General features: G+C 55.2%; 13 protein-coding genes and 2 tRNA genes. 13 read left to right on the plus strand and 2 right to left on the minus strand.

The genetic code is table 11. The features are described from left to right. Positions 1–87: 87 nt before the first annotated feature. Together NFR25_RS06600 and NFR25_RS06605 are read right to left on the minus strand one after the other, a co-directional pair. A tRNA-Glu gene (locus NFR25_RS06600) sits at positions 88–164 on the minus strand. Between the two features lie 5 nt (positions 165–169). Then, positions 170–243 (minus strand) — tRNA-Gln (locus NFR25_RS06605). Positions 244–520: 277 nt separating this feature from the next. Between NFR25_RS06605 and NFR25_RS06610 the strand changes: the two genes are divergently transcribed. The 13 genes from NFR25_RS06610 (at position 521) to NFR25_RS06670 (ending at position 17319) form a co-directional block, all read left to right on the plus strand. Further along, complete coding sequence (locus tag NFR25_RS06610) at positions 521–3262, plus strand: AfsR/SARP family transcriptional regulator (protein ID WP_251198453.1); 2742 nt, start codon at positions 521–523, stop codon at positions 3260–3262. Between the two features lie 367 nt (positions 3263–3629). After that, on the plus strand, positions 3630–6386 hold the full coding sequence (gene secA / locus NFR25_RS06615) for a preprotein translocase subunit SecA (RefSeq protein WP_251198454.1): 2757 nt from the start codon (positions 3630–3632) through the stop codon (positions 6384–6386). A gap of 153 nt (positions 6387–6539) precedes the next feature. Next, positions 6540–7622, plus strand: coding sequence for a peptide chain release factor 2 (gene prfB / locus NFR25_RS06620; RefSeq protein WP_251198455.1), 1083 nt, complete (start codon positions 6540–6542; stop codon positions 7620–7622). Positions 7623–7645: 23 nt separating this feature from the next. Then, positions 7646–8479, plus strand: coding sequence for a transketolase (locus tag NFR25_RS06625; RefSeq protein WP_251198456.1), 834 nt, complete (start codon positions 7646–7648; stop codon positions 8477–8479). Then, complete coding sequence (locus NFR25_RS06630; protein WP_251198457.1) at positions 8472–9446, plus strand: transketolase family protein; 975 nt, start codon at positions 8472–8474, stop codon at positions 9444–9446. Before NFR25_RS06625 ends, NFR25_RS06630 begins: the two co-directional genes overlap by 8 nt. A 51-nt stretch (positions 9447–9497) precedes the next feature. Beyond that, positions 9498–10322 (plus strand): cell division ATP-binding protein FtsE, encoded by an 825-nt coding sequence (gene ftsE, locus NFR25_RS06635; RefSeq protein ID WP_476726949.1) that lies wholly within the window; start codon positions 9498–9500, stop codon positions 10320–10322. Continuing rightward, positions 10315–11229, plus strand: coding sequence for a permease-like cell division protein FtsX (gene ftsX, locus NFR25_RS06640; protein ID WP_251198458.1), 915 nt, complete (start codon positions 10315–10317; stop codon positions 11227–11229). The genes ftsE and ftsX overlap by 8 nt, the downstream gene beginning before the upstream one ends. A 24-nt stretch (positions 11230–11253) precedes the next feature. Continuing rightward, on the plus strand, positions 11254–12504 hold the full coding sequence (locus tag NFR25_RS06645; protein ID WP_251198459.1) for a S41 family peptidase: 1251 nt from the start codon (positions 11254–11256) through the stop codon (positions 12502–12504). A gap of 14 nt (positions 12505–12518) precedes the next feature. Then, positions 12519–14561, plus strand: coding sequence for a ribonuclease R (gene rnr / locus NFR25_RS06650; protein WP_251198460.1), 2043 nt, complete (start codon positions 12519–12521; stop codon positions 14559–14561). Positions 14562–14757: 196 nt separating this feature from the next. Beyond that, the gene (locus NFR25_RS06655; RefSeq protein WP_251198461.1) at positions 14758–15825 is read left to right on the plus strand and encodes a M20/M25/M40 family metallo-hydrolase; all 1068 of its coding nucleotides are present in this window, start codon (positions 14758–14760) and stop codon (positions 15823–15825) included. A 2-nt stretch (positions 15826–15827) separates the two neighbouring features. Beyond that, positions 15828–16292, plus strand: coding sequence for an SsrA-binding protein SmpB (smpB, locus tag NFR25_RS06660; protein WP_251198462.1), 465 nt, complete (start codon positions 15828–15830; stop codon positions 16290–16292). Between the two features lie 65 nt (positions 16293–16357). Continuing rightward, positions 16358–16882: a hypothetical protein gene (locus tag NFR25_RS06665; RefSeq protein WP_251198463.1), complete on the plus strand. Its 525-nt coding sequence runs from the start codon at positions 16358–16360 to the stop codon at positions 16880–16882. A 251-nt stretch (positions 16883–17133) separates the two neighbouring features. Continuing rightward, positions 17134–17319, plus strand: coding sequence for a hypothetical protein (locus NFR25_RS06670; RefSeq protein WP_251198464.1), 186 nt, complete (start codon positions 17134–17136; stop codon positions 17317–17319). The last annotated feature ends 165 nt before the right edge of the window (positions 17320–17484 follow it).

The following is a 17484-nucleotide window of genomic DNA, read 5'->3' on the forward strand; positions in this document are numbered from 1 at the left end:
GCTGGGCTCGTTTTTTTGTGCTGCGGATAAAAAAGGGCTCATAGAATAAAAAAGGCCAGAGCTGAAACTCTGACCATGCATTCAAACTGGTAGCCCCGACCGGATTCGAACCGGCGATCTCCGCCTTGAGAGGGCGGCGTCCTAAACCGCTAGACGACGGGGCCACATGTGGCTGGGGTGGAAGGAGTCGAACCCTCACATACGGTACCAGAAACCGCTGTCCTACCATTAGACGACACCCCAACGTGTCGCTCAGTGTGAACTGACGCGAATCGAAATATTATCGGTATTCACGGTTTGCGTCAAGGACGAACCACGATTTTTTCCAAGGGCGGCGCAACCCACGCGATGGCGCGCCGAAAGCGGCATTTTGCCTGTATGCTACACTGAACACCCCTAAAAGCTGCATTGCGGATTTTTAGGAGTATATCTCATGTTGAGATGCATATCTTCAGGGGTTCCTACCCAATTTTCTTCTACAGAACGAACAGATCGGATCCATGAAAGGCATCGACTGCTCTTGCAGTTGCTCTCGCGTCGCGATGCCCTTCGTGTCATCTGTGCTCCATCATGCTATGGCAAGACCATGGTGGCTGTTCAGTATGCAGAACAAGTCTTCGCCGCTGAGCATATTGCTTGGATCGATGCAAGCGAGCTGCCGTTCTTGATCGCGCTCGATGCTGCAGCTTCGGATGAATTCACGGCGCAGTATCTTGAAGGAAAGGCTCAGTGCACGTTGTTCGTTGTCGATGGTTGCCCACATCTTTCCGCTCCACGTTTTGAAGCGCTCGAGAAGATGGTGAAGCTTTTGCTCGATGTGGGCCATGAGGTCTTGATCACCACGGTCGATGTTCGCTGGGCGAAACGCGAAGGGCAGAGTGCGCTCGTTGTCTGTGCGCGAGAGCTGTTGCTCGATGAAGAGGAGCAAGCGTGTTGGCGGCGGGAGGAAGCCAAGCTGTCTGAAGGTAGCGAATCAAAAGCTGCACCCTTGGATGGCAGTAGTTCTCAAGGTTCGTTGCATGGCTCGACCAGGTCATCTTCGGCGGATCAAGCCGAGGGGTTCGACTTATCCGTGGTCCCTGGTTTCAGGCGGGCTAAGGTACCTGCGCATAAGGCTCTGTTCCGCTCCCTCGTTAAAACGAGGATCCATGACGAACAAGACGCTATCGCGCATCTTGCTATCTTGCTCGGATCGGGTGCTCTCCATGAATTGACCACGTTCGTGCATTCGGTCCCAACGAATACCATCGTTCATCTTGAGCAGCACGTTCCTCATTGTGGCGTGAAGCGTCTCGATCCAATGTTTCATGCAGCACCGTTGAGCAACGACGACAAGTTCTCGATGGTTCAGTCTCAGTTGAGCGCGCTTACCAACATACTTCCGAAGTTCACGAACGAAGATGAGCTGATCGCAGCCTTGGTCGATTGCTTCATGCGACGAGGAGAAGAATTGCTCGCGACCCAGCTGGTGTGCGGCCTTCATGACAATGATCGCAAGGCGCAGTATTTCGATCGATACGGCCAAAAGCTCTTGCTTGAAACGCGGCCGTTGGCTCTGCTAAGACTGGCCTCGTCGCTGCCGCAGTCGGTCCTGGATACATTCGAGCGCTGGCAACTTGTCATCCTGTCGCTTGCGACAATAGGGGATGGTAAGCAGGCGAAGATGGCGCTCGATGCGCTCCAACGTAGATTCCAGGACGAAGAGTCCGATCCGCACGGAGACCCCAGTTCGCACGGAAACCCCAGTCCGCACGGAGATCTTGATCCGCACGAAGAACCCGTCTCGCATGGGGATCGAGTACGACATCGCTCGAATGTGACCCATGCGCCCACACGGTGTGCGGTCGAGCTTTTCGTATCCCTTGCGCGTATCGTCTTCGAGATCGAGCCTGATCATGATCCCGAATCGCTGCTCCCTTGCGTTCGCGAGCGGCTCGAAGAGGTAAGGGTAAGACAGGTTTATGGGACTTCATCGCTCACGTATCTGAGCGATACGCTCGAACTGATCGAGCAAACCTTAGTAGAGCCCTATAAGGCGTTCGTGCTCCTTGAACGTTTCGGAGCTCGAGGCTACACAGTAAAGGAATGCCTCTCAGTTGCTGCGCTATTCGTCCAATTGCTCATACATTTTTGGAGCACGCAGCTTCTCAGCAAGGAAGAGCAGATCGAATCGGGCGATCGACGGCGGACGTCGCGGACGAAGTCGCGCGCTCGAAAAGAGAGCGAGCTTCTCGAGCGTCTGGAAGATCATCTTGCGCGATTGCTCGCACGTCAGGAAACCACGTTGCCAGCGAATAGCTACGAGCTCTTCTTGTTCGAGAAGGCTCAGCGGGTCTTCGGCGAGCGCGTATATTTGTTCGTAGGTGACGATCTGCTCCAGCGCATCGAAGCAGGACGGACGAGCCTTATTGGTCAGCGTAGGCAGTGGCGCGCGCAACAAGCTACGGGTGCACTTGACTTAGCCGCAAGTGATAAGAAGGGCGGACGCTCAATGAAGAAGGGTCAAGAAAAGCTGCTTCGTATCAATACGCTCGGTCGCTTCGAGATCGAAGCGCGCGACCCCTCGATCACCATCCAGAACAAGGTGCGCAAGCAACTTCGTCTGCTCATATCGCTGCTGGCCATAAACGAAGGCCGCGAAGTGTCGCGTCCTTGGATCCAGCGCGTGATGTGGCCCGAAGCGCCTGAACGCAACGCGCGCCAGAATCTTTACAGTATGTGGAGCTTGCTGAACAAGAGCATCACTAATAAAGCAGGTGAATGCCCGTTCTTCGAGAGCTTCCCGCAGTCGATCGCGATCAACGAATCGCTGGTGGAGACCGATATCCATGTGCTGGCCGATCTGTGCAAGCAGCTGCGCAGCGAAACGCTCGAAACGCGCGAATATGAGGTCATCCTTGACGAACTTGAGGATGTGTACCGTGGTCCGCTGCTTCCGGGCGTGGAAACAGCTGAAGTGGTGGCATACCGCAAGCGTTATCAGGATCATTTGCTCGATGCGCTCATCCAGAGTGGATTGCATCTGCGAAAGCAGGGCAAGACCACGTTAGCGCTGCGGTTCTTCCAGTTCGCGTTCACTAACGAGCCAACGCGAGAGGATGTCTGCTATCAGCTGATGCTGGCGTTGTGGAAGCTCGGACGCCATGGCGAAGCGCTGAACGAATACTTCGTCTGCCGTCGTGCGCTCATCGATGAATTCGGCGTAGAAGGCACTGCGCGCTTGCGCGAGCTTTACGAATCCATCCTACGCGATGTCTCGTAGTAGTCGCTAAGCCGCCCAGACCGCAAAAAAGGAGGGGGGACGGGTTTAATCCTGTCCGGGACAGAAAGGGGACAGGCCAAGATCACCAAATGGGAATTCTGACCTGTCCCCAAAGTGTCCGGGACAAAAACGGACCTGTCCCCAAAGTGTCCGAGGTGCCCGATGGGCACGTGGGTGTGGTGGCATTGTGAAGGGGGTATCGACTTCGTGTATGTTCCATGCATGAACTGGGCGATTCGCAGCGAAAAAGCGTACAATGGTTAACAATTGTCAGCGGGTCTGGCGTGGCACGTTGCGAGCCGGAATGCAACTGCAAACGCACACCTGTCGACATCCGTATAAACACATCACAGAAAGGCCCTTCTACATGGGATTTTTCTCTAAGATCTTGAGCATGGGCGAAGATCGCCCCTTGAAGAAATATCAGGCTACGGTCGATCTGATCAACGCCCTTGAGCCTGAAATGGAAGCCAAGAGCGATGAAGAGCTTGGCAATATCACTAACGAATTCCGCGAACGCCTCGACCAAGGTGAATCGCTCGACGACCTGCTTCCTGAAGCTTTCGCAGCGGTTCGTGAGGCAAGTAAGCGTACCTTGGGTCTACGCCACTTCGATGTTCAATTGATCGGCGGCATGGCCTTGCATGATGGCAAGATCGCTGAAATGAAGACTGGTGAAGGTAAGACCCTCGTCTCCACGCTAGCGGGTTATCTGAATGCGCTTCCCGGCAACAACGTCCACATCGTTACCGTCAACGACTATCTGGCCGCTCGAGACAGTGCCTGGATGGGACAGGTCTACGAATTCCTTGGCATGAAGGTCGGCTTGCTGCAAAACGGCATGGACCCCGCTGAGAAGATCCCGCAGTATCAGGCTGATGTCACCTACGGTACGAATTCCGAATTCGGCTTCGATTATCTGCGCGACAACATGGTGGCGCGTGCTGATCGTCGCGTTCAGCGCGGCCATGCGTTTGCCATCGTAGACGAGGTCGACTCCATCCTCATCGACGAAGCACGAACTCCGTTGATCATCTCTGGCGCTGGTTCCCAGGCGGCTGAGCTCTATCAGAAGTTCGCTGCGATCGTTCCGTCGCTTAAGCGCGGCGTCGACTTCGAGATGGATGAAGCGAAGAAGACCATCTACACCACTGAAGCGGGTTTGGAAAAGGTCGAATTCCAGCTCGGTATCGAAGACCTCTACGGCGATCCATCGGGTCAGATGCCCAATCATCTGCAGCAGGCCTTGAAGGCCCAGTTCCTGTTCAAGCGCGACGTGGACTACGTGGTGCAGAACGGCGAAGTGAAGATCGTCGATGAATTCACGGGCCGCATCATGGAAGGTCGCCGCTATTCCGAAGGTCTTCACCAGGCGCTCGAAGCAAAAGAGCACGTTCTGGTGCGCCAAGAGAACCAGACGCTGGCCACCATCACGCTGCAGAATTTCTTCCGCCTCTACGATAAGCTCTCGGGCATGACCGGTACAGCTATGACCGAAGACTCCGAATTCCGCCAGATCTACAACCTGCCTGTTCAGGCCATTCCGCCCAATCGTCCCGTTGCGCGCGATGACAAGAACGACCTGATCTATCGCACGGTCGATGCGAAGTTCAACGCGGTCGCCGATGATATCGCTGAGCGCCACGCGCAAGGTCAGCCGTGTCTGGTCGGTACGGTCTCGATCGAAAGTTCCGAGCGCTTGAGCCGTCTGCTCCAAAAGCGCGGCATCAAGCATGAAGTCTTGAACGCGAAGAACCATGAACGCGAAGCGTCCATCGTTGCTCAGGCGGGCCGCAAAGGTGCGGTCACCATCGCAACGAACATGGCTGGCCGTGGTACGGACATCTTGCTGGGCGGCAACCCCGACCAGCTTGCTCAAGAATTCTTGGTCGAAGTGGTAGAGGAAGACGAAGAGCCCACCACGCAGCAATACGAAGAGGCGCGCGACCGCGCCGTGGCTATCACCGAAAAGGAAAAGGACGAGGTGTTGGCAGCAGGCGGTCTGTGCGTCATCGGCACCGAACGCCATGAGAGCCGTCGAATCGACAACCAGCTCCGTGGTCGTGCTGGTCGTCAGGGCGACCCTGGTGTAACCCAGTTCTATCTCTCGCTCGAAGACGATCTCATGCGCCTCTTCGGCGGTTCGAAGATGGATTCCATCTCGAACATGATGGAGAAGACCCGCCTTCCCGAAGACCAGCCCATCCAGGCTTCCATGGTCTCGAAGGCGATCGAGACCGCTCAGCGACAAGTTGAATCGGTGAACTTCTCCGCTCGTAAGAACGTTCTTGAATACGACGACGTCATGAACTTGCAGCGTAAAGCCATCTACAAGGAACGCAACGCCATCCTTGAAGGTAAGGACCTGACCGAGCGTATCCCGCAGATCATCGAAGATGCGGTCGAAGAGAATGTGCTCGAATGGTGCTCGCCCAAGATGGTCAGCGACGACTGGGATACCGAACCACTGAACCAATGGCTCGAGCAGATGACCGGCTCTTCTGAGCTACGTGTCGAGAACATCGACCACGACGACAATGTCTATACGCTCATCGACAAGATCTGTGAGTACTTCCAGGATCGCTACGACACGCGCGCCGAACAGATCGGCCCTGTGTTCGAAGATATCCAGTCCCAGGTCATGTTGCGATTCCTGGATACCAAGTGGATGTCGCACTTGCAGGATATGGACTATTTGAAGGCTTCCATCGGCTTGCGTGCTTATGGTCAGCGCGATCCGCTGGTCGAATATCGCGAAGAAGCTCACAGCATGTTCTCCTCGCTGACCGATTCGATCTATGAAGATTTCCTCCGCTTTTTGCTCCGTGCGCCTATCGTGGTCCAAGAGCTTGAACCAGCCGAAGAGACACCGCTCGATGGCGCGGTCAGCTATTCGAACCCTGAAGAGGCGCTCAATTCGGGCGAGACTCAGGCGCAGCGCGTACGCCAAGCAGCGGTCGCAGCTCAGGGCATGCCTGCTGAGCCTCCCAAGGAATCGGCTCCTGTGCGCAACGCTCCGATCGAGAAGGACAAGAACGATCCTTACGCCAATGTGGGTCGAAACGACCTGTGCCCCTGCGGAAGCGGCAAAAAGTTCAAGAAATGCCATGGCGCGAACCGATAAGTGCTCATAGAGAACGCATCTTGGTAGTACTATCTTGAGTGGGCAGATTGGGTGGACTTGGTTGCGTCCCTCTTTGCTCACTCTGTTTTGTTGCGTGTGCGAACTCACGCGACAGGGTCATTTCCATAATGCAATGTGCTTAAGGACCGTTCCATGATCGCTCTTGACGAAGCCAAGCGTCGCCTCGCAGATGCGCAGGGTTTTCTTCATATCGAACAGAATCGCGAAGAGCTTGCGCAGCTCGAGTCTCAGGTCTCTGCTCCTGGTTTCTGGGATGATGCCGACGCGGCTCAAAAGGTCTCGAAGCGCGCATCTGACGTGCGTGATCTTATCGAGCGCTTCGAGCAAGCCAAAACCCTTGTCGAAGATGCTCAAACAGCTCACGAATTCGCGGCTGAAGACGAGGCATTCCTTGCTGAAGAAGAGCAATGCCTCTCGCAGCTTGAGTCTATGCTCGATGCTTTCGAAATCGAATCCTGGTTCACGGGCCCCTACGATGGCGCAGATGCCATCATCACCATCCACCCTGGCAGCGGCGGTCTTGAAGCGCAGGACTGGACCGAGATGCTCTATCGCATGTATTCGCGCTATGCCGAACAAAAGGGTTGGAAGCAAAAAGTGCTCGACCTGGTCCCTGGTGAAGGCATCGGACTTGACCGCGTGAGCTTCCAGGTCGAAGGGCGTCATGCTTACGGTATGCTCCGTAGTGAAACGGGTGTTCATCGCCTTGTGCGCATTTCGCCCACCGACGATAAGAAGCGCCGCCACACCACCTTCGCTGCTGTTGAGGTCATCCCGGTGCTCTCCGACGACGACATCGAGATCGAGATCGACCCTAATGATGTGCGCGTGGATGTGTATCGCTCGAGCGGACCTGGAGGCCAGAGCGTCAATACCACCGACTCTGCGGTGCGTCTCACCCATATTCCTACGGGCATCGTGGTCACCTGCCAGAACGAGAAGTCGCAACTCCAGAACAAAGAAGCTGCCTTCCGCGTGCTGCGCGGTAAGCTCTATGAACGCGAAGAAGAGAAGCGCCAAGCGGAGCTCGCTGAGCTCAAGGGCGAGAAGATGGACAATTCCTTCGGCAGTCAAATTCGCAACTATGTCCTCTATCCCTATCGACTGATCAAGGACACCCGTAGTAATATCGAAAGCGGTAATGTTGATGCAGCCCTTGATGGCGATATCGACCAGTTCGTGATCGGTTACCATCGCTGGAAAGCATCCCTCTAACCCGTCCCGCGCGAAAGGACATCATGGCATCTGTTGAAGCTCATCAAAAAGCTGGCGCCATCCGTCGTGACATCATCGAGATGATCCACGAAGCCGGCAGCGGTCATCCGGGCGGTTCGCTCTCATGCACTGACATCTTGTCAGCGCTCTACTTTGGTGGGGTGATGAACTACGACCCCGCCAACCCTAAGCTCGAGGGACGTGATTATTTCATCTTAGCGAAGGGACATGCTGCTCCTGCGCTCTATGCCACGCTTGCTGAAGCGGGTTATTTTCCGAAAGAAGAACTGAACACGCTGCGCAAATTGGGAACGCGCCTCCAGGGTCACCCTGATTCGAATCTGCTGCCTGGCGTTGAAGTGTCCACTGGTTCCTTGGGTCAAGGTCTTTCGATCGCAGCTGGCCTGGCTGCTGGTGTGCGTTTGAAGGGCGGCACGGCGAAGGTCTACACCGTGTTGGGTGATGGCGAATGCCAGGAAGGCCAGGTATGGGAAGCGGCGAACTTCGCTGCAGCCCAAAAGCTGGGCAATCTGGTGGCTATCATCGATGCGAATGGTCTGCAGATCGACGGTGCGCTCGAAGACGTGTGCTCGGCGGGAAGTCTTGACGAAAAGTTCGAAGCGTTCGGCTGGGAAGTTCATCACGTGGACGGTCACGATATCGATGCGCTCATCGAGCTCTTCAACTCGCTTCAAAATGCTCCCACGGGTAAGCCACAAGCGGTCATCGCGAAGACCGTGAAGGGCAAGGGAGTTTCCTTCATGGAGAATCAGGCTGGCTGGCACGGCAAAGCCCCCAACGACGAAGAGACCAAGCAGGCTCTTGCAGAGCTGGGAAGCGAGGTTAACGATGATTAAGTTCGCAGATGCCGCTCAGGCTCAAGAGAAGAAGGCTACGCGCGCGGCATTCGGTAAGACGCTCGCTGAACTGTTCGACGAAGGCCTGCCCATCGTGGCGGTAGACGCAGACCTTACGGGTTCGACCACCACCAAGGCTTTCGGTCAGGCAGGTCAGTCACAGCATGACCGCCTGTTCAACGTAGGTATCGCGGAGCAGAACATGATCGATATCGCCGCAGGTCTTGCGCTGGCTGGCAATATCGCCTTCACTGGTTCGTTCGCCGTATTCGGTACAGGACGATGCTACGATCAGATCCGCAATACCGTTGCGTATGCGAATCTCGATGTGAAGATCACCCCTACGCATGCTGGTGTTTCGGTCGGCCCCGATGGTGGCTCGCATCAGATGCTCGAAGATATTTCGCTCATGCGTGGCCTGCCACCCATGAAGGTGCTCGTTCCTGCAGACTATGCTGCAGCCTGCGCAGCGCTCAAACTGGCGGCTCATACCCCAGGTCCGGTCTATGTGCGCATGGGACGTGCTTCGGTCCCTGCCGTCTATGCGCCCGATGTGCAGCTTGAAGTAGGGAAGGCCTATGTCTTGCGTGAAGGGAGCGATGTTTCCATCGTTGCTTGTGGCATCGAGATCGCAGAGGCGAACAAGGCTGCCGACCTGTTGGCTGCTGAAGGTATCTCTGCCGAGGTCATCGATGCGTTCTCTATCAAGCCTCTTGATCGCGAGACCATCTTGGCTTCACTTAGCAAGACTGGTTGTGCGGTAGTGGCAGAAGAGCATTCCATCTATGGTGGCCTGTGCTCTGCGGTCAGTGAATTGTGTGCCGAAGAATTGCCCGTGCCGCTGGAATTCGTGGCGGTCCGCGATCGTTTCGGCAAGTCTGGCGAGTTTGAAGAACTTATGGCGTATTTCGGCCTTGATGCCGCTTCAATTGTGCAAGCAGCGAAAAAAGCCGTCACTCGCAAATAACATTGGTATAATTTTCTTGTCTCAGAATCGACACTACGAACGGAGTATGCTGTGACAGATCTCACGAGCGGAGGCGCGGGCAAACATGCCGCCCCACCATCCGCGGCCAATTTGACAGCGCAGCTTTCTGAAGCGCTGCCAACCGTGAACGTCGAAGCGGTGAATCAATCCACGGGTAATCCCGTCATCACCTTCGACCATGTTTCCAAGGTTTATCCTGCTCAGCCTAACAAACCAGCACTTGACGATGTTTCGCTGCATATCTATCCTGGCGAATTCGTCTTCTTGGTCGGTCATTCAGGTTCGGGCAAATCCACGTTCATTCGTCTGCTCACGCGAGAACTGAAGCCCACTTCGGGTCACATCTATGTTGCAGACGAAGATCTTTCGACCATGCGCAACTGGCGCGTGCCGTATCTGCGCCGCAACATCGGTTGCGTGTTCCAGGACTTCAAGCTCCTGCCGAACAAGACCGTGTTCGAGAATGTTTCCTTCGCGCTCGAAGTTATCGGCAAGTCGCGCCACATCATCCGCACTCAGGTTCCTGAAGTGCTCCGTTTGGTCGGCTTGGCTGATAAGCTCGACAAGCGTCCCGATCAGCTTTCTGGTGGTGAGCAGCAGCGCGTCAGTATCGCGCGTGCCATCGTGAATCGTCCGCCGCTCTTGGTCTGCGACGAGCCCACTGGTAACTTGGACCCCCAGAATTCCCGCGGCATCATGGACTTGCTCGAGCGCATCAATCGCACGGGTACCACGGTGCTCGTTGCCACCCACGACCGAGAGATGGTCGACAACATGAGGCGTCGCGTTATCGCGCTCGACAAGGGTCACCTCACGCGTGACCAGGATAGAGGAGTGTACGGTTTCGATGTCTAGTTTGCTTTATTTCTTCCGAGAGTCGCTCACAGGCTTCACGCGAAACCTGTCCACCACGCTCGGTTCCATCATCACCATCTTCCTGTCGTTGCTCATCATCGGTATCTTCTGCATTTGCGGCGTCATCATCAACAATGTCATCGCTTCGGTGGAAAATCAGGTTTCCATCACGGCTTACGTTGCCGATGATGCTTCAGAGCAAGACATCAATGCGGTCGAGGATTACATCCGTGGTTTGAACGGCGTTGAGAGCGTTGGTTTCACTACCAAGGATCAGGCGCTCGAGAACTTCACCAACTCCATGACCTCGAATCCCGATATCGTGGCTCAGCTCGATGGCGAGAATCCACTGCCTGCTTCCATCGATGTGAACTTGAGCGAAGCACAGTCGGTCTCAGAGATCGCAAGCCAGATCTTGAATGACCCCACCTTCGTCGAGATCTGCGACAATCCTGAAGATCCATCCGATTCGCTGCAGTATGGTCAGAAGACCGTTGATAAGCTCTTCTCGCTCACTAATGCCATCCGCTATATCGGTATTGGCCTTATTGCGGTGCTCGTGTTGATCGCCTTCATCTTCATCAATAACACCATCCGTTTGGCTATCCTTGCCCGCCGTAAGGAGATCGCCATCATGCGTTTGGTCGGTGCGTCCAATGGCTTCATCCGCGGTCCTTTCCTTGCTGAAGGTGCGCTCCACGCTATCATCGGTGCGGTGCTCGCTATCGCGGTCATCGAGGTCATCCATCTGTTCGTGCTGCCGCGTGTCACCACCACGCTTCCATGGCTGCCCATCAACGTGGACACGGGCACGTTCATCCTCATCTATGTGGCCCTGCTCGCTGCTGGCCTGGTCATCGGTCTGTTGGGTTCTGTCTTCGCGATGCGCCGCTACTTGAAGGTCTAAGCGCGAGGAAGTAACAGGCATTTCGTGCAGCGTCCGTCTGAAAAGAAGCAAACGCAAGTCATCCAAAAGCGCAATGCGAGCATCATCAAGATCGTTGGTGTTTGCATTGCGCTCATTGCCGTTTTCGTGGCAGGTTTTGCTCTGCGTGGTAATTCGGAATTGCTCGAGCTGATGGGCTTTTCGAATCTGACGGTGCAGCAAGAGGTCAATCCAGGCGAAACGGTCTCAGGCAATACCTACGATTCTCTTTCGGCTCGCGTAGCAGAAGTTCAGGGCATCATCGCCGACGATAGCGTGGATACCTACGACTTGACCGCTGCTACTACCGCCACGCTCGATGCGTTCATCAAGACCATGGATGATCCCTACGCGCGCTATTTCGACGCCGCAAGCTATCAAACGTATTTGAATAGCGTTACCAATCCCAGCTCGGGCATCGGTGTGCTCTTTGGTGAGAACGATGGCTCGTGCTATGCGGTCGATGTGTTTGAAGGCTCAGAGGCGGCCAATATGGGCGTGCTCCCGGGCGACTATATCGAGGCGATCGATGGTGAGAAGAAGGACCAATGGTCCATGCCCGAGGTGACCAACACCATCAGTCGCGATGAAGGTGAAGTGGTCTACATCACCTGGCGTCGTCCAGGCAAGGACACCACGGGTGGCGGAACTACGTTCAATACTTCATTGCATTATGTGGACTCTCCTGAGACCAATATCACTTATAGCGTCTCCAATAACACGGGATATATCGAAGTGAAGCAGATCGGATCCGATTGTGCCGAGGTGCTGAAGAAGACCATCGAACAAGCCGAAGGCGAAGGCGCGCAGTCTATCGTGCTCGACCTGCGCAACATCCCCGGTGGCTATCTTACTCAAGCGATCGAGATCGCTTCGCTGTTCATCCAGAGCGGTACGGTCGTGCAGATCAAGTCGGGCGATAATACTTCAACGAAGACCGTTGATGGTGGCGATGTCACTAACGTTCCGCTCGTGGTATTGGTCAATGACAAGACCGCAGGCTCGGCCGAGGTCCTAGCTGCGGCGTTGCAAGATTCCCATCGCGCCATCATCGTGGGCGTTCAGACTCAAGGCAAGGGATCGGTGCAGGTCATGCAGCCGCTTTCATTCGGGGGAGCGCTGCGCTATACCGCGGCTACGTATCTTTCCCCCTCGGGTCGCGCTATCGATGGGGTAGGTGTGACCCCTGATGTCGTCATCTCCAATACCGATCGTCAGGTCCCCATCGCGCTCGAGATCGCTGCTTCCAACCGATAGAAAGAAGCGTGACCATGGCTCGTAGATCTTCGAAAGCGCGCAAGCATCCGCGCTCTCGTCCGCAAGGCATCCTCGAGATCACTTCTCGCGGCTTCGGTTTCGTGAAGACTGCCGAAGGCGAATATTTCATCCCTGCATCGAAGATGTATGGCGCATTTCCAGGTGACCTGGTCGAAGTCGGGCGCATCAGCAGCAATCGTGGACGCTACCAAAAGCCCGGTGGCATCTCGTCGCGTAAGCCTACAGGTCGCGTGGCGAAGATCATCTCACGCGCGAACGAACGTATCATCGGGCGTTATGAGATCGCTGAGCCATTCGGCGTGGTCATTCCGTCTGATACGCGCATTCCCTATGATATCTTCACCTTGCGCAAAGATAGTCCAGATGTGGAAGAGGGGAGCTTGGTCGAGGTCGAGCTCATCGAATATCCCTCGCGCAATTCTGCGGCAACAGGCCGCGTGACACGGGTGATCGGTAAAGGTGATGATAGTAACCTGGAGATCGATCTTATCATCGCGCAGCACAAGCTCGAGACTGAGTTCAATGACCAGGCGCTCGAAGAGGCTTCAGCCTGTACCTTGGATATAGGGGGCGCACTGGCGGATGGCTATCGCGACTTGCGCGATCGTTTCATCTTCACCATCGACCCTGTTGATGCGCGGGATTATGACGATGCGCTTTCCGTGGAATTAGACGGCGACCGCATCCATTTGGGTGTGCACATCGCCGATGTTTCGGGTTATGTTCCCTTCGATTCCGCACTCGATTACGATGCGCGCCGCCGTGGATGTTCGGTCTATCTGGTCGACCGCGTTATCCCGATGTTGCCCGAACAGCTTTCTAACGAGCTCTGCTCGCTCGTGCCTGACCAAGACCGTCTCGCGGTTTCAGTGGATGTGGTGCTCCGCGCTTCGGACGCGGTGGTGGAGAAGGTCGATATCTTTCCTAGTGTGATCCGCTCCAAGGCACGCCTGTCTTACGATCAGGCTCAGGCTATCATCGATGCGAACGAAGATGCGATGGTCGCGGCGTTCCGTGCGAAAGAGGCACCCTTCGGGGCGAATGAGCTCACCGATAGCATGGTAGGCGAAGTTGCTCATCGTATCAGGCAGGCGAACGAGCTTGCCAAGAAGCTCTACAAGAAGCGTTATACCGCTGGTTGCATGGAATTCGATCGAGTTGAAGCACGTGCTATCTTGGATCCAGCAGGGCGGCCCACGGGTATCAAATATCGCAGGCGCACAGAGGCCACGGGTCTTATCGAAGAATGCATGATCTTGGCCAATCACCTGGTGGCTCAGTGGCTCACCGATCGCTCTATGCCCTGCATCTATCGTACCCATGCGGCACCAGGTCGCGACTCGCTCTTCTCGCTCTACGAGATCTTGCAAGAGTTCGATGCGTATAAGACGCTGGACAAGACGCTCTTCGTGGCAGGCAATCCTCACGTACTCCAGGAATTGCTCGATGCACCCGTTGACGAGCAGACCCACGAATTGGTGAGCATGCTGCTCTTGCGAAGCATGAAACAGGCGATCTATTCCACCACCGAAACGGGCCATTATGGCCTTGCGCTCGAGGATTACTGCCATTTCACAAGTCCCATCAGGCGTTATCCCGACTTGTTCGTGCATCGCATGGTCAAAGAAGCGCTTCGTTCGAAATCCGAGACCTTCGAAGCGGAGAAGAATTCTTCTGCTTGGATCGCTGAGCATTCTTCTGAGACCGAGCGTATCGCCGCAAAGGCAGAGCTTCAGTCTCAGCTGGTCAAGCTTATCGAGTATCTGCAGGATTTCATCGGTCAGAACTTCGAGACCATCATCTATAGCGTGTCCACCTTCGGGGTGGTGCTGCGCATGGAGAATACCGTGCAGGGTTTTCTGCCTATTGAAGAGCTGGGGGATGAATACTTCTCCTACAACCCTGAACGCGGCGTGCTCACGGGTTCGGATACGGGACGTACCTATCGCATCGGCCAGAAGCTCAACGTGATGCTTGCCGAAGCCGACTGGCGCAGCCGTCAAGTCTTGTTCAAGATGCCCCCGAACGCGCTATAATTGGACGTCCCCAGACAAATCGGACAAATCGGACACTTCGGGGACGGGTCCAAAACTGTCCCGGACAGAATGGGGACGGGTCCAAAACTGTCCCGGACACCTTGGGGACAGGCCAGCCTGGTCCGCAACGCAACTGCAGCCGACCGAGCAGGGAAGCCCTATTCCCTTATCAACCACGAAAGAGCAAGGAAGCAGTATGACCAAAGTCGATAAGAAATTCCTCAAGCGCATCCTCGAGACACCTTCGGTCACCGGTACCGAGGTTGGTGTCGCCACGCTCGTGCGTGAGCGTCTTGGCAGCGTTGCCGATACTATCGAGACCAACGTGATGGGTTCGGTCCACGCAACCTTGAAAGGCACGGGTAAAGGTCCATCGGTCATGATCGCGGCCCATATGGACGAGGTGGGCCTCATGGTCACCTACATCAACGATGGTGGTTTTTTGAGCGTAGCTGCGGTCGGTGGCGTTGACGCGGCCATCCTCCCCGGGATGCGTGTAGACGTGCATACGAAAACAGGCACGTATCGCGGCGTGGTAGGCCGTAAGCCCATTCACCTTATCAGCCCTGATGAACGTAAGAATGTTACGCCGCTCGATGATCTTGTCATCGATCTAGGCATGCCCGCCAAGAAAGTGAAAGAGATCGTCTCGATCGGCGATGTCATCACCTACGGCGTAGGTTTCGAAGAATTCGGCAAGGGCATGGCGGTCTCGCGTGGTTTCGACGACAAGATGGGCGTCTATATCGCGGTACGTGTGCTCGAAGAGCTGGCCAAGGCGGGCGGCGCATCAGGCGACTACGTATGCGCTACCACGGTCCAGGAAGAGATCGGTCTGCGTGGCGGCACTACTTCAGCCTACGGTGTCCATCCTGATATCGCGATCGCGCTCGATGTGACCCATGCTACCGACTATCCAGGAATCGATCCTGCGAAGTACGGCAAGCTGGAATGCGGCGGCGGCCCGGTCATCGCACGTGGTCCTAATATCAATCCTGTCATCTTCGAGCGCCTGGTAGCAGCTGCAGAGAAAGCAGGCATCGAGGTGCAGATCGAAGCCGAGCCACGCGTGACGGGCACGGATGCTGGCGCTATGCAGGTCCAGCGTGGCGGTAAGGCTACTGGCCTTGTTTCGGTCGCACTGCGCTATATGCATACTCCCACCGAAGTGCTCGCGCTCAAAGATCTTGAGCGCTGCGTGAAGCTGCTCGTGCAATTCATCCTCGATCTTGATGAAGACGTATCCTTCGTACCAGGAATGTAGCCATGGCTCACGCTGAGAAGGTCATCGCGAAGAATCGTCGCGCATTTCACGAATACGAGATCCTCGAGACTTACGAAGCTGGTCTTGTGCTCACGGGTACGGAAGTGTGCTCGTTGCGCGAGAATAATTGCCAGCTCACCGACTGTTTCGCGCTCATCCGTAACGGGGAAGTGTGGCTGCATAACCTTCATATCGCGCCCTATAGCCACGGCAACCTGGCAAACCCCGACCCTGATCGCACACGAAAGCTGCTGCTGCATCGCTCGCAGATCCGCGACCTTGCTCGTAAGACCCAAGAGCGCGGCATGGCGCTTGTGCCGATAAAGATCTACTTCGACGATAATTCTCGTGTGAAGATCGAGCTTGCCGTTGCGCGCGGCAAGAAGCTCTACGACAAACGTGCTGCCATGGCAGAGCGCGATTCGAAGCGCGAGATCGATCGCGCGATGAAACAGCGTTATCGTTAGTAGCGCTACGTTGGCGTTCGTTTGCGAGCCCTGCATAGTGTTCGCGCTAAGAGAAAGAGGAAGCCATGAACGAATCGGTTTTGGCGATGATCGATAAGCTCCATGCTCGCTTGGACGACCTTGCTCAAGTGGTGCGTGAGATCCCTTTCGAGCTGAGCGGTTATGATAAGAAGCTCGATAAGATCGATGACCAGGTCTACCTTATCGAAGTCGAGCTTGAGAAGAAGCTTGCGGGAAGCGTACCTTTGAAGCCGCTCAGTAGCGAACGCTCAGAAGAATTCGATGCAGCTGCACAGAAGGGTGCTTCTCAAGCCGGTACTGAGAAAGCGGCATCAGCTGCAACAGCGGCACCAGCAGAGTCTCAAGCAACAAAGAAAGAGTCTTCCGAAAGTACCAGTGAAGACGACAATGAAGATGACAAGGAGACCGAAGGCTTCCTTTCCGAATCCGCTAAAGAGACCCTCGCAGGCGCAACGCGGACCCTCAATTCCATCTACAAGGACGGCAAAGAAGTGGTCGGTGAATTCTCTGAAGCGTTCAGTGACATCAAAGATACCTTAGGCGTGAAGAACATCTTCAAGAAGCGCTAGCCTTGTAATCGGGGACGGGTTCATTTTTGTCCCGGACAAAAAGGGGACAGCTTCAGCTCCTTCTTTTGACGGGTTTGAACCTGTCCCCAAAGTGTCCCGGACAAAAATGAACCCGTCCCCGATGCGTTTCCTGGTGCGTTGTAACCGAATCGAAAGAAAGCGGTAAGGCGGCGGTAATCGCTTTTCAAGTGAGGGTTTCCTACAATAGAGACATCAAGAAAACCTACATCGGAACAAGGAAGGTGTTAACGATGGAACTCTCAAATGAAGAACTGGATCGTATCGCTCGCAAGGATCTTGAGAAGACGGAGTATGACGTCCTCAACGAAGCACAGGCTGCTGTTGAAGAGTTTGATGCTGAAGGCGACGAGGCTGGTGCTGCAGCAGCTGCAGCAGTTGCATTCAATGCAGACCAGGCAATGCGTGAGGCAGAATAACTCAAACCTCTTCTTCATCGACTGGAACAAGACCCGATAAGAATCGGTTCAGTACGATAGATGAAAGGCCACCTCGCAAGTCGAGCTGGCCTTTCGTTTTGTAGACAGATTGGGGGCGTAGCCCTTTTTGTCCACTCGGAGTTTGTGGACAAAAAGGGCTACGCC

Origin of the sequence: Anaerotardibacter muris, from assembly GCF_943192915.1 — a bacterium.
GTDB lineage: Bacteria > Actinomycetota > Coriobacteriia > Coriobacteriales > Eggerthellaceae > Anaerotardibacter > Anaerotardibacter muris.